At 59.4% G+C, this 12943-nt stretch carries 14 protein-coding genes; 2 read left to right on the forward strand and 12 right to left on the reverse strand.

Annotation, left to right across the window (positions count from 1 at the left end; genetic code table 11):
• Positions 1-81 precede the first annotated feature (81 nt).
• Positions 82-732 carry a peroxiredoxin gene (locus ACR3EQ_RS15130; protein WP_170613045.1) on the forward strand — a complete coding sequence of 217 codons (651 nt, stop codon included), beginning with the start codon at positions 82-84 and terminating at the stop codon, positions 730-732.
• Positions 733-814: 82 nt separating this feature from the next.
• On the opposite strand, the gene ACR3EQ_RS15135 is transcribed toward ACR3EQ_RS15130, so the two are convergent.
• The 3 genes from ACR3EQ_RS15135 to ACR3EQ_RS15145 all read right to left on the reverse strand — a co-directional run bounded on the left by ACR3EQ_RS15135 (position 815) and on the right by ACR3EQ_RS15145 (position 3827).
• Complete coding sequence (locus ACR3EQ_RS15135; RefSeq protein WP_480491105.1) at positions 815-1549, reverse strand: glycosyltransferase family 25 protein; 735 nt, start codon at positions 1547-1549, stop codon at positions 815-817.
• A gap of 58 nt (positions 1550-1607) precedes the next feature.
• The gene (locus ACR3EQ_RS15140) at positions 1608-2297 is read right to left on the reverse strand and encodes an outer membrane beta-barrel protein (RefSeq protein WP_170613048.1); all 690 of its coding nucleotides are present in this window, start codon (positions 2295-2297) and stop codon (positions 1608-1610) included.
• Between the two features lie 222 nt (positions 2298-2519).
• Positions 2520-3827 carry an aminotransferase class I/II-fold pyridoxal phosphate-dependent enzyme gene (locus ACR3EQ_RS15145; RefSeq protein ID WP_480491107.1) on the reverse strand — a complete coding sequence of 436 codons (1308 nt, stop codon included), beginning with the start codon at positions 3825-3827 and terminating at the stop codon, positions 2520-2522.
• 133 nt (positions 3828-3960) lie between these two features.
• Between ACR3EQ_RS15145 and ACR3EQ_RS15150 the strand changes: the two genes are divergently transcribed.
• The gene (locus tag ACR3EQ_RS15150; protein ID WP_480441015.1) at positions 3961-4845 is read left to right on the forward strand and encodes a LysR family transcriptional regulator; all 885 of its coding nucleotides are present in this window, start codon (positions 3961-3963) and stop codon (positions 4843-4845) included.
• 52 nt (positions 4846-4897) lie between these two features.
• Here the strand turns inward: ACR3EQ_RS15150 and pnp are convergent, their stop codons facing one another.
• From pnp to rbfA, 9 genes are all read right to left on the reverse strand, one after another.
• Entirely contained in the window at positions 4898-7048 is a 2151-nt protein-coding gene (gene pnp, locus ACR3EQ_RS15155) for a polyribonucleotide nucleotidyltransferase (protein ID WP_170613054.1), read from the reverse strand.
• A gap of 453 nt (positions 7049-7501) precedes the next feature.
• On the reverse strand, positions 7502-7747 hold the full coding sequence (locus tag ACR3EQ_RS15160; protein ID WP_170613056.1) for a hypothetical protein: 246 nt from the start codon (positions 7745-7747) through the stop codon (positions 7502-7504).
• 163 nt (positions 7748-7910) lie between these two features.
• Positions 7911-8180, reverse strand: a complete 270-nt coding sequence (gene rpsO / locus ACR3EQ_RS15165) for a 30S ribosomal protein S15 (RefSeq protein WP_170613058.1) — start codon at positions 8178-8180, stop codon at positions 7911-7913.
• Between the two features lie 144 nt (positions 8181-8324).
• Positions 8325-9347, reverse strand: coding sequence for a calcium-binding protein (locus tag ACR3EQ_RS15170; RefSeq protein WP_170613060.1), 1023 nt, complete (start codon positions 9345-9347; stop codon positions 8325-8327).
• Between the two features lie 84 nt (positions 9348-9431).
• Positions 9432-9935 (reverse strand): DUF1643 domain-containing protein, encoded by a 504-nt coding sequence (locus ACR3EQ_RS15175; protein ID WP_170613062.1) that lies wholly within the window; start codon positions 9933-9935, stop codon positions 9432-9434.
• 42 nt (positions 9936-9977) lie between these two features.
• Positions 9978-10742, reverse strand: a complete 765-nt coding sequence (locus tag ACR3EQ_RS15180; RefSeq protein ID WP_170613064.1) for a DNA repair protein RecN — start codon at positions 10740-10742, stop codon at positions 9978-9980.
• A gap of 46 nt (positions 10743-10788) precedes the next feature.
• Positions 10789-11697: a tRNA pseudouridine(55) synthase TruB gene (gene truB / locus ACR3EQ_RS15185; RefSeq protein WP_170613066.1), complete on the reverse strand. Its 909-nt coding sequence runs from the start codon at positions 11695-11697 to the stop codon at positions 10789-10791.
• Between the two features lie 54 nt (positions 11698-11751).
• The gene (locus ACR3EQ_RS15190) at positions 11752-12495 is read right to left on the reverse strand and encodes a phosphodiester glycosidase family protein (protein WP_170613068.1); all 744 of its coding nucleotides are present in this window, start codon (positions 12493-12495) and stop codon (positions 11752-11754) included.
• Entirely contained in the window at positions 12492-12887 is a 396-nt protein-coding gene (gene rbfA, locus ACR3EQ_RS15195) for a 30S ribosome-binding factor RbfA (RefSeq protein ID WP_170613070.1), read from the reverse strand. Before rbfA ends, ACR3EQ_RS15190 begins: the two co-directional genes overlap by 4 nt.
• Between the last annotated feature and the right edge of the window lie 56 nt (positions 12888-12943).

Consider the following 12943-nt stretch of genomic DNA (forward strand, 5'->3'; position numbering starts at 1 on the left):
CTGCATATGGTTTAACAATTGCGGAAAGTGTTTAGGTTTACGGCAACCGACTCGGTTTTTTCACAGGAAAGGAGATGCCCCATGGGTTTGCGCATCAACGATACCGTCCCGAATTTCACTGCAGAAACGGATCAGGGCACTGTTCAGTTCCACGATTGGATCGGCGACAGCTGGGCCATCCTGTTTTCGCACCCCAAGGATTTTACCCCGGTCTGCACCACCGAATTCTCGGCTGTGGCGCAGCTGAACGATGAATGGGCTGCGCGTAACACCAAAGTGATCGGCGTGTCCGTCGACGGTGTGGAAGATCACAAGAAATGGAAAAAGGACATCGAGGCCTATGGCAATGCCAACCCCGGTTTCCCGATTATCGCCGACGACGGTCTGGCGGTATCCAAGGCCTTTGACATGCTGCCTGCCGAAGCCTACCTGCCCGATGGCCGCACACCTGCCGACAGCGCCACGGTGCGGTCGGTCTTTATCATCGGGCCGGACAAGCAGCTGAAGCTGTCCATGACCTATCCGATGACTGTCGGCCGCAACTTTGCCGAGATCCTGCGCGCGCTGGACGGGTTGCAGATGAGCGCGAAGGGCGTAGCGACCCCGGCAAACTGGGTTCCGGGTGAGGATGTGATTATCCCGCCCACCGTGTCGAATGAAGACGCCAAAGCGAAGTTTGGCGAGTTCGAGACGATCTTCCCATATCTGCGCAAGACCAAGGCGCCGTCGTAACGGCTGCTTGGGTCCAGGGGGGGCTGCCCCCCCCATCGCGCCCCTCGGGGCGCGATTTCTCCCGAAGGTAATTTCTATCTGATTACGGCAGTGGTCTTTGTGGGTGCAGGTGTAGCTTCGCCCGGTAAGCAGCGCGCTTGAATTCGCGGGTCAGCTTGTCGCTGAGCGGTGGTTTTGTCTGAATGGTGGAGCCGCCGATTTCCCGCGCCACTTCACGGTTGCCGCTGCCCAGCAGGGCGTGGATCGGCTGGCCGGTCAGCCAGTGCATCTGCTGAAACGTGTCCACGGGGCGGTCGATTTCGTTGGTTGCGGCCAGCAACCGTTCTGCGGCGCGCCGGCCAACCATCTGGCACACGCATTGCAGTCCGATGACCTTCGGCAGGATCAGTTTCAAACCGTTCTGTTCGGCCAGGGTCTGCACCGGCACTTCGCGCTGTTTCACCGGGATGCGGATGTATTGGTCGGGTGTCGCAAGAGGGTCCAGCATGTCCAGTGCTTGGGCCATGCGGGGGGGATCTATGCGCAGATCATCCTCGGTGATGATGGCCAGATCGATCTGTTCATCGACCATCTTTTTCCAGATCCGCCTGTGGCTTTCGAAGACGCCGATTTCAGCGGGGCGCAGGGGAAACGGATAGTGGGGTCGGTGCAAGTTGCCGGGATGCAGTCTGACATGCGCGATCTGGTCCGGGTCGCGACCATTCACGGCCTCGAACAATTCGGCATTGGGAAGGTCTTGGCACAGTTGATCGGCATTGGCGCGGCGCGCTGTGCTTGAGGACATATGAATGACAAAGGATCGCATGCCCCCGTGCATAGATCACGAGGGCACGCGGGGAAAGCGAAACCGGAGGGAAACACTTTCCCGTACCGCGTCAGAACTTGTAGCGCAGGCCGAGATTTATGCTGAACGTATCCAGATCGTCCTCGACCGACCCGGTCAGCGCGCCGTTTGGCGCCAAACGATCGGACGAAACATCAAAGGCGCGCGAATAGCGGGCATCGACGATGAAGGCGGTGTTGTCATTGATGTCATACGCCGCCCCGGCAATCAGTTGTGCGGCAAAATCGGTGCCGCTGTCGTTCAGCTCAACCCCCGGACCATAGGCGAAGTCCAGATCTGAATAGGTCGCACCCAGACCAAAGCCGAAATAGGGTGTCAGCGGTCCGCTTTGTTTGATGTCGAACAGGATGTTTGCAAACAGCGAGGTCTGAGTGACATCGCCCGAGATATTGCCCTCGGTCGCCGGTCCGTTGCCAGAGAAGTTCACCCCGTCCACATCATTTTCGCGATAGGACAATTCCAGCTCGATCCGGGTTCCGATCCTGTCGTTGGACCATTGCGGAACTTCCGTTCCGATTGCCAAGCCAAGCCCATAGCCCGCGTCGAAATCGGTATCAACTGACTGGGTCGCGCCACCGATCGAGCCCGAAAAATCGCTGTCCTGCAACTGGCTGTAGCCGGCGAAGCCCTGAATATAAGCGCCCTCGGTCAGGCTTTGCGCGCCGGCGGCGGAAACGCCCAGGCCTAATGCGGCAGAGGCGAGGATGAAACGGGTGATCATGGTCATGTCCTTTGTTCCGTAAGATGCACGCGGCACATGTGGGGCGGATCGGAACAAACGAAAGCCGGTCCCCGATCAACTCGGGTCACGGTGGATTTGAACGGCGTGAGTGAATAATTTCGTCGGTGGCATCGGCCCTATTGGAAATGGTGCAAGCTGCTATAATGTATGAGGAAAACAACCGCAGGCGCATGAGATTGCGGCTCACGCGCCCGCATCGTCTTAGTGCATGAAATGCAGGGTCGAAAAGCTTTGCCGCCAGTCTGAAACCTGTTCTGCGATATCCTTTTTCGCCAAACCGTCTGCAATCTGCGTGGCCAGCTGTTCGGCGTCGGCCGCAGTCATGCCCCACCGGACCAGTTCCGGTGTTCCGATGCGCAGGCCGTTCAGATCGCCGGCGACAGCGTTAACGGGCAACCCGATGCCACAGGCCAGGAAACCCGCATGCCGCAGTGTTTTTGAGGCCGCTTGCCCGCCGCCAAAGGGCTCCGCCAGCACGGCGAACTGATGCGAGGCGGTAAAGCCCCCGGCACCCGCAAAAACCGGAACCCCTTTGGCATTCAACGCTTCGGCCAGCGCTTTGGCCATCGCAATCATCGCCGCCGCGTATTCGGCACCAAAATCGCGCCAGTCCAGCATCGTCACAGCCAGGGCCGCCGATTTGGCCGCGTCGAAATTTGCCGTCATGCCGGGAAAGGCGATGCGATCCAGCGCCTGCGCAATCTCGGCGTCATTGCTGACGATCAGTCCCCCTGCAGGTCCGCCCAGGCTTTTGTAGGTGCTCATGGTCATGAAATGCGCGCCTTCGGCCAGCGGGTTGCGCCAAGCCTTTCCGGCAATGATCCCGCACTGATGCGCGGCATCGAACATGACCCTGGCGTCGATTTCATCAGCAATGGCACGGATTTCGGCGACCGGATGTTCAAACAGGTTCAGGCTGCCGCCAATCGTGATCAGGCGAGGCCGTTCCGTCAGCGCGATCTGCCGCAGCTGGTCCAGATCGACGGTGTAGCCATCGGGATTTACCGGCGCTTCGATGGTTCGCAGGCCGAACAGCCCGGCACAGCCGGCCAGGTGATGGGTGACATGCCCGCCGATTGACGCGGGTGGTGCGATGATCGTGTCGCCCGGTTTGCAGGTGGCCATAAAGCCGTAAAGATTCGCAATCGCCCCAGAAGGCACACGGATTTCGGCATATTTCGCATCGAAAATCTCAGCACACAGCTCGGCCGCGATCACCTCGATCTCTTCAATGGCTTCCAGGCCCATCTCGTACTTGTCGCCGGGATAGCCCAGCGAAGGGCGCGAGCCGATGCCCGAGGCCAGCAATACCTCGGCCTTCGGGTTCATCACGTTTGTGGCAGGGTTGAGGTTGAAGCACTCTTTCTCGTGGATGTCCCGGTTTCGTGCCACAAGCTGGTCAATCCGCCCCAGCAGATCTGCCGAGGACGCCTGTGCCGTCCTGGCCGCGATGTCCTGCACCAGTGTCTCGCATACCGCAGGAACCCAGGCCCGTTGTTCGATTGTCATATCTGTGTCCTCCATTTGCGGCCAAGATTGATCACTTCGAATGACAGCGCAAATCAGATTTGCTATTTCTTGGCGTAGAAAAGCTAAGGCTAGGAATTTGCCCGTTTCACCACGCCGCCCCAAGGGGCCACCCATGAACGCCCTGCGCGCCTTCGAGGCCGCGGCGCGTCACGGCAGTTTTGTCGCCGCTGCGGATGAACTGAACGTCACGCCCGGTGCGATTTCCCAGCATATCAAGGCGTTGGAGGGCTGGGCAGGGGTGACATTGTTCCGCCGGAATGCGCAGGGCGTACAGTTGACCCCGGCTGCCCGCAGTCTGAGCCGCGAATTTACCGAGGCCTTTGACGCGCTTGCATCCGCGACGCAAAGCCTGAGGAACCAGCAACCCAATGCGGATATCCATATCGCCGCTCTGCCGTCGGTCGCGCAGCTTTGGCTGCCCGCCCGGCTTGGGCGGATTCGGAAAAGCTATCCTGATATCAATTTCTCGGTCACCGCGCTGGAATCACCGCCCAACCTGACGCGCGAGTTTTTCGACCTGTCCGTATTCTTCGCCATCCCCGATGGCAGCGCCGAGCAGGTGGTCCTGGCCAGGGATATCATCTTTCCCGTCTGCACTCCGGCATTGGCCGAAGACGTCGCAAAGGGTCGCGATCTGGGCACCCTTCCATTGCTGCACGATCAGACATGGCAGGACGATTGGGCGATTTGGTCGGATAAATCCGGGCGGGCGCTGGCTGATCCGCAAAAAGGACCGCGCTATTCCCTGTACAGTCTGGCTGTCGAGGAAGCCAAATCCGGGGCGGGGGTCTTGATGGGCCATGCCTGCCTGATCGAGCAGGCGCTGCACACTGGATTGCTCTGCCCGTTATTTCCCGAAAGATGTGAGAGCGGCCTCTCACTGGTCCTGAACCGCCCGCACAGGACCCGGCGCAGGTCAGAGGTCGATGAAATCGCCGACCTGCTGAGCCAGAGCGTTCAGTCGCCGGATACCTGTCCTGAAAACCAAAGCCCATAAAAAAGACCCCGGCCGAAGCCGGGGTCTTCTGTATCTCTGAAAAAGGGGCAGATTACTCTGCGCTTTCCTCTTTCTTTTCTTTCTTCTCGGGGACGATCTCTTCACCGGTTTCCTGATCGACGACTTTCATCGACAGGCGAACCTTGCCACGATCGTCAAAGCCCAGCAGCTTGACCTTCACTTCCTGACCTTCCTTCAAAACATCCGACGGATGGTTCAGGCGGCGATTTTCGATCTGGGACACGTGCACCAGACCGTCGCGCTTGCCAAAGAAGTTCACGAAGGCACCGAAGTCGACGATCTTGACCACTTTACCGGTATAGACCTGACCTTCTTCCGGCTCGGCCACGATCGAATAGATCATGTCATAGGCCTTCTTAATCGATTCACCATCCGGCGAGGCGATCTTGATGACGCCGTCGTCGTTGATGTCGACCTTGGCACCCGAAACCTCGACGATCTCTCGGATGACCTTGCCGCCCGAGCCGATCACTTCACGGATCTTGTCGGTCGGGATGTTCATGGTCTCGATGCGCGGAGCGTGGACCGAGAATTCGTTGGTCTCGGACAGGGCTTTGCCCATCTCGCCCAGAATGTGCATCCGGCCTTCTTTGGCCTGTGCCAGAGCAGTTTCCATGATCTGCGGCGTGATGCCTGCGACCTTGATGTCCATCTGCAGCGAGGTGATGCCGTTTGCGGTACCCGCAACCTTGAAGTCCATGTCGCCCAGGTGATCTTCGTCACCCAGAATGTCGGTCAGAACAGCGTACTCACCGTCATCTTCCAGGATCAGGCCCATGGCCACACCGGCAACCGGTGCTTTCAGCGGAACGCCTGCATCCATCATCGACAGCGAACCGCCGCAGACAGACGCCATCGAGGACGAGCCGTTGGATTCAGTGATCTCCGACACCACGCGGATGGTGTAGGGGAAGTCGGTCGGCGCAGGCAGAACCGCCTGCAGCGCACGCCATGCCAGCTTGCCGTGGCCGATCTCACGACGGCCGGGCGAACCAACGCGGCCAACTTCACCAACCGAATACGGAGGGAAGTTGTAGTGCAGCAGGAAGTTCGATTTGAAGTTGCCGTGCAGCGCGTCGATGAACTGCTCATCGTCACCAGTGCCCAGCGTGGTCACGGCCAGCGCCTGCGTTTCACCACGGGTGAACAGGGCGGAGCCATGCGTACGCGGCAGCAGCGAGGTTTCGGCTTCGATGGCGCGGACATCGGTGGTCGAACGGCCGTCGATGCGCTTGCCGCCTTTGACGACGTCGCCGCGCAGGATGCCAGCTTCCAGCTTTTTCATCGCGGAACCCAGGTTCGCGTCTTCCAGCTGTTCCTCGGTCAACGCTTCCTTGATCGCTTCACGGGCAGCGGCAACAGCGGCGGTGCGCTCCTGCTTGTCTGTGATCGCGAAGGCGGCGCGCATCTGCTCTTCACCGGCTGCGGCAACAGCGGCGTAGAGGTCCGAATAATCGGGCGCTTGGAAATCGAACGGCTCTTTAGCGGTTTCTTCGGCCAGATCGATGATCAGGTCCAGAACCGGCTGAATCTGCTCGTGCGCAAAGTTCACGGCGCCCAGCATTTCGGCCTCGGACAGCTCGTACGCTTCGGACTCCACCATCATCACGGCGTTCTTGGTGCCGGCGACAACCAGATCCAGACGCTGTTCGGGGTTCAGGCGCAGGTCCTGCATGTCGTCCACAGTCGGGTTCAGGACGTATTCGCCATCCACGAAACCAACACGGGCACCAGCGATCGGGCCCATGAACGGCGCGCCCGAGATGGTCAGGGCAGCCGAGGCGGCGATCATCGCAACGATGTCGGGGTCGTTGACCAGATCGTGGCTCAGCACGGTGCACATCACCAGAACTTCGTTCTTGAAGCCGTCAACGAACAGCGGGCGGATCGGACGGTCGATCAGACGAGCGGTCAGCGTCTCTTTCTCGGTCGGGCGCGCCTCGCGCTTGAAGAAACCACCCGGAACCTTACCGGCGGCATAGTATTTCTCTTGGTAGTGCACGGTCAGCGGGAAAAAATCCTGACCGGGCTTTTGTTGCTTGGCAAAGGTCACGTTGGCCATGACGCTGGTTTCACCCAGCGTGGCAATCACGGTGCCGTCGGCCTGACGGGCAACCTTGCCGGTTTCCAGTGTAAGCGTCTCCTCGCCCCACTGAATTGATTTCTTTGTTACATCAAACATATGCGTATCCTAGAAGGGAGCGCTCCCGGCCCTCCGGGTCTCCCGTTTGCATGGCGGCCCCATTGCCGCCGACCCCACTTTATCTTCCATTCGAGTGCCGGGGTCAGGGCACAACGTCTCAGATACCCGCGCGCATACATGAGTTTTGGCCCGAAGGGAAGGGAAACCGGATGCCGATAGCGAAAGGGTGCCGAAAGCGTTTAGAAAGACCGTTCGCGCGATTTGCGCAGCGCGCGGATGTCTTGCGCGGGCTCTGCCGTCGGCGCGGTTGTGGCACTTGCTGCCCACTGCGATAAGCGCGAACGAGACCTGCGTGCTTTCGGCAGCATTTTGCAGCGCGCTCCAAGAGAAAGGCTCACCCGCCTGCCAGATGGCAAACAAGGTAGCGGACAGGTTCACGATGAAGGTCAGGCACCACAGTGCCGCCGCAAAGAACAATCCGTACATTACCGACTACAGAACCAAAGCCCTGTAATCCGTGCGCCGCGTTTCCCCCTTCAATGCCAGAGCAGCGCGTATCCCGAACAGGCTGATGAAGGCGCTTGTAATCGGCTCGCTGACGTGACCGGCCAACCCAAGGGTGAAAACATCCAGAACCATCCACACAACTATTGAGGCGAGGCTGATCGCAAGGATGGGGAAAATCATGCGGGGTGTGACGCGGAGCGACAGCACGAATGAGTTCAGAATTAGAAGCATTAAACAGGCTTTTGACATAACCTTAAGTTGTGCAGGTGGATACACCTCAACCCCCTGGCAATGTCAAATGCGTGGGTCGACCGCTCTAAAAAAAGAGGTTCGATGGCCACAACAAAAAACGCCCGCCAAAATGGCGGGCGTTTGAAACAAATGCAAAAAGCGGTTAGCGGCGGATGCCCAGCTTTTTAATCAGGTCCTGGTAACGCGCTTCTTCCTTGCCTTTCAGGTAGTCCAGCAGCTTACGGCGCTGAGCAACCATCTTCAGCAGACCACGACGACCGTGGTTGTCTTTCTTGTGGGTCTTGAAGTGCTCGGTCAGGGTGTTGATGCGCGAGGTCAGGATGGCAACCTGAACTTCAGGCGAACCGGTGTCGCCCTCTTTGGTTGCGAATTCTTTCATGACGCGTGTTTTTTCAGCGGCAGTGATCGACATCGGGGTCTCCTTTGAAAGGTTAGAGTGAATGGCGCAGGCCGGGATGTCGTCCAGCGCAGGCCCATGGAGAAAACCGCACCGATTCCGATGCGGATGCGCGCGTATAGGCGCATTTGCGGCAAATGGCAAAGGGAATCTCCTGGCTCAGTCCGGAAGGCCCAGCTGTTCCAGTTCTGCTTCGGTCATGAATTGGATATCATCTGCCGTGATACCTTGGGCACCGAGCAGATGCGCCACATCCTGCCCGTTGACCATCACCCGGATCAGATTTTCGTCTTCGGCGTCGGTTTCCAGACGAATATCGGGTTCTTCAGCGTCATTCCAGGAAATCAGCAACTTGTCCTGCCCTGGCTGAAAATCCATCACTGTGACCTGATCGTCGTCGTCCTCGGGGCTCAGAACAAATGTATCCGCGTCCTGTCCGCCAGTGACGATATCGCCGCTTTCCGCCAGAATCGTGTCTTCCCCTGCGCCACCGTTCAGGAAGTCTGCTGATTGTTCCGCGTCGCCATCGTCGCCTGAAATAAGATCATCGCCATCGCCGCCGAAAACGACGTCTTCACCGGCCCCGCCGCTTAGCGTGTCATTGCCATAGCCGCCCTGCAGCACATCATCGCCTTCCCCGCCGGTCAGAATGTCATCACCTTGCCCACCAATAAGCGTGTCGTCACCCTGCCCACCGTGCATCTCGTCCGAACCGCCATGTCCGTAAAGCTCGTCATCCCCGCAATCGCCGTTCAGAAGATCATCCCCATCCATGCCATGAATCAGGTCATCGCCTTCTGCACCGGACACGATGTCATCGCCGGTGCCCCCGAACAACATGTCGTCCTCATGGCTGCCTTCGATGATCAAATTGCTGTCCTGAACGTCAGCCGGATCGTCGCCGGCCGCATCTGGTTGCGTCTCGGTGTCATCGCCCGTTTCGGGGACTTCAGTGCCCTCGAACTCGGGTTCTTCAGTTCCGGTGGGCAGGTCTTCAACCTCGGGAGGGGCCGGGTCATCGACATTGTCGTCGATTTCCAGAAATGCCCCCTGTCCGGCGTCATCCGGCTGATCCGGTGCGACGTCGTCATCTGATTCTTCATCTTCGGACGAAAAGATATCGCTGACCGCGTAGGCGGCACCGCCTACGGCCGCCAGTCCAAGCAAACCGATCAGAAACATGAAAATCCTCCGAAAGCCTGGTGAAATATCCCATGGATTCAGAAGTTTGGTCAAAGCAAGCCTGAAGGTGTGGTTAACCTTTTGTCACCACGCTTGGGGCTGCTGAGAGTAGGCGATGTAGAGGGGATGCTTGGGATGCCCGTCTTTTGTCAGCCCAAGATGAAACAGGGGCTGGCCGGTTCCGCGCAGCAGGTTTTCAACAGCAGGGCCACGCTCAAGATGTGCGCCGTGGGTGCCCCAGGCGGCGATGACCTGGTCGGCCCATTGGACACCGTCCAGAATGGCCGCGTCATTCTCGGGTCCGACCGGATCGGGGGCGGCTCGCATCTTGCGCGGGTCGGTGTCGCGCCAGGCAAAGATGTTGGTCACCTGAAATGCGCCGAACCCCAATGCCCGCGCCCGACGTTCGCACCGTTCCACCGTTGGGTCGTTCTGTACCTCGGTCGCGGTCGATGGGTTCAGCATGACGAACAGCGCCTTGCGCCCCGTCGGATCCCAGATGCGTGTCAGGCTATAGCGATAGTTCTCGCAATCGGAATACACGGCGGTCGAGGGCGCGTCGCCTTTGGTGTGGGAACGGGTGATCATGAGGGTTAGTGACCAATTGCGCCGGCTTTCGCAAGCGCAAGCTCAGCGGTCGGTGTATTTGTCCAAACCTTTGTCGACCCAGTTCAAGGCATATCCCGCTGGCCCGCGTATGCCCTGTTTCGGATTCGTGGGACAATCAAGCTGCACATGCGGATTGTCACGAAGAAGCGTGAGCGCGTCCCTGGCCGCAGCCAACTGGTCCTTGGTGACTTTGGGTACGTCGCTGTGCTTGACGGCTGCCAGTGTCATCCGATGCAGCGCCGAAGCCAGTGTCCAGACCGTATGATACCGCAGGCCTTCCAGTTTTGGGTGCGCCGCGATGCGGGCGATGACGGCAACCAAAACGTCATAGAAGGTCAGGTCCCTGTTTGTCCGCAAAATCTCGGCGGCCACGTAAACATCTGCAGGGTCCGCGCCGGGTTTCAACCCGTCATGGATCGGCGCCGTATCGGGCAGGTTCCCCGCCAGAACTTTCAGCGACTGCCGGGTTTCTTCCAGTTCGGACACCGGCGCGTGAATGTCGAAGGCCGAATACAACGTGTTCAGACGCGCGTTTTCCTCTTCCAACTCGGCGACATGCGCCTCTGTTTCGTCGAGCTTTTGCTTGACTTCACGAAGCTGAACTTCGAACTCGCCAAGCTTTGCGGACGAAATGTAGCGAGGGATCGCCTTAAGGCGCTCGGGCTTGCGGATGATCCATATGACCAGCCCCAGGGCGATCAGCGACCAGATCGAGATGTTTTCAAGAAACAGCTTCAGGTATTGGAAGACCGCATCGTTTTCCAACGTGAACCCCCATCGTTGCAATCGGTAATCCGACCGTAGCGGCAAAACCCAGTTGGGGGAACATCGCTCAGCTGTCGACGAACACCCGGCTGGGGTGCAATTCGCCCGATTTGTAGATACCCACGGCCACAGCCTTGCCATTCAGTGAGGCCCAGGCCTCATCGCCGTATTCAACGTCCGATGCCAGAACCATGCCCGGATTGCCATTGCGCAGGCGGGTAGCACCTTCGGGGGTGCATTTCAGCTCGGGCAGGTCGGACAGGCCGGTCTCCAGCGGGTGCAGGTAATCGTCCAGTGCCTCGGTCTTGGCCATTTCATCGATCTGTTCGATGCTCAGCCCGTCTTCGGCCTCGAACGGGCCGGACCAGATGCGGCGCAGCTCTCTGACGTGGCCGTGACAGCCCAGTGCCTCGCCCAGATCGCGTGCGATCGAACGGACATAGCCGCCCTTGCCGCATGTCATTTCCAGCACGACGTGATCTTCATCGGGGCGGTCGACCAGTACCAGTTCCTCGACCCATAACGGGCGGGCGGACAGGTTCACATCCTCGCCGTCGCGGGCCAGCTTGTAGGCGCGCTGGCCGTCGATCTTCACGGCTGAGAACTTGGGCGGCACCTGCATGATGTCACCCAGAAACGGGGCCAGTGCCTGTTTGATGTCGTCATCCGAGGGGCGCGCGGGGCTTTCAGCGATCACCTCGCCTTCGGCATCGTCGGTGTTGGTGGCCTGACCCAGACGCACGGTGAAAGTATAGGCTTTCAAAGCATCGGTGATGTAGGGAACGGTCTTGGTCGCCTCGCCCAGAGCTACGGCCAGAACACCGGTCGCTTCAGGGTCAAGTGTACCCGCATGGCCCGCCTTTTTTGCATCCATCGCCCAACGCACCTTGTTGACCACTGCGGTCGAGGTCATGCCCGCGGGCTTGTCCACCACCAGCCAACCGGAAATATCGCGGCCCTTGCGTTTGCGTCCCATACTGCACCTAGAAGATTGCTGAGGCGCGCGGGTTAGCGGATCGCCTCACTGCTGTCAATTTGCAGGCGCATCCTCGACCACTCCGACTATTGGCCCCAGCGAAAACCCGACATCGGACCGTTTGTTCGCCCGGTCATACATCCGAGAGATATTGCCGTCGAAGAACAGCGCGTTGGGCGTACCCAGCAGATCCCGGAACAGGCCGCCGAACTCGTGGAAAGTGACGTAATCATCCGAAATTGCGAACACCGCCCGTGTGCCGTCGGCACTGGTGCCCACCCCGTTGCGCACATAGAGCGAGGTCGAATCGGGCAGGAAGCGCGGATGCAGCTCTCCGTTGATGACCAGCATCGGGCCGGATTGTGTGGCAAAACGGCAGTCGGGAACCTGATCGACGAAATCCAGTGTCTCGAACACGTCGGCGCGACCCTCGCGAATGCAGAACACGCCATTGGGCAACAGACCGAAATTGCCGGGGCCCGGGTTGGCGATCACGCGCATCTGTTCCTGGCCGTCTTCGACATAGTGACCGACAGGTGAGCGGTCTTCGTGATACATGCCCGCGTTCATCGCGAAGGCAAGCCGTTTGCCGCCCGGTTTCAGTGCATCATTGACGGAAGAGAAATGCCCCAGCAGCTCGCCGTTTTCATCGTTCAGAAACAGACGTAGATCTTCGTTCGCGGCATCCACCTCGCAGACTGTGTACCGCTTGCCCTCATGGGTCAGCTTATCACAGGTCACCGCAGAGGCTTGCGCGGCCCAGAAGGCCGCGATCAGCGAGACGGCGGGGCGGATCACTCGTCCAGATCGCGGCGCACCGCGTCCTGATCGAACATGCGGCGGGTGTCGTCCAGCCGGTCGAACGTGTCGTCCAGCCGGAACCGCAGATCGGGCGAGAATTTCAGACCGACCTTCTTGCCGACCATGCGCCGCAGCTCGCCCTTGTTGCGGGCGAGCAGCGCGATCACGTCTTCCTGCCCTTTGCCGCCCAGCGGCAGCACGTAGGCAGTGGCAATCTTCAGATCGGGCGAGGTGCGCACCTCGCCTACGGTGATCGACATGCGATTCAGGTCGGGGTCGTGGACATCTCCGCGCGCCAGAACCTCGGACAGGGTGCGGCGGATCAGCTCGCCGACGCGCAGCTGTCGTTGGGACGGGCCGGGGCCATCGTGGAATTTGTTCTTTGCCATAAACCCCGATCTAAGCGCAAAGCGGGGCTTTGCCAAGCGGGCGCGAACGGGGTAGG

The sequence above is a fragment of the Ruegeria sp. AN11 genome (assembly GCF_056536005.1).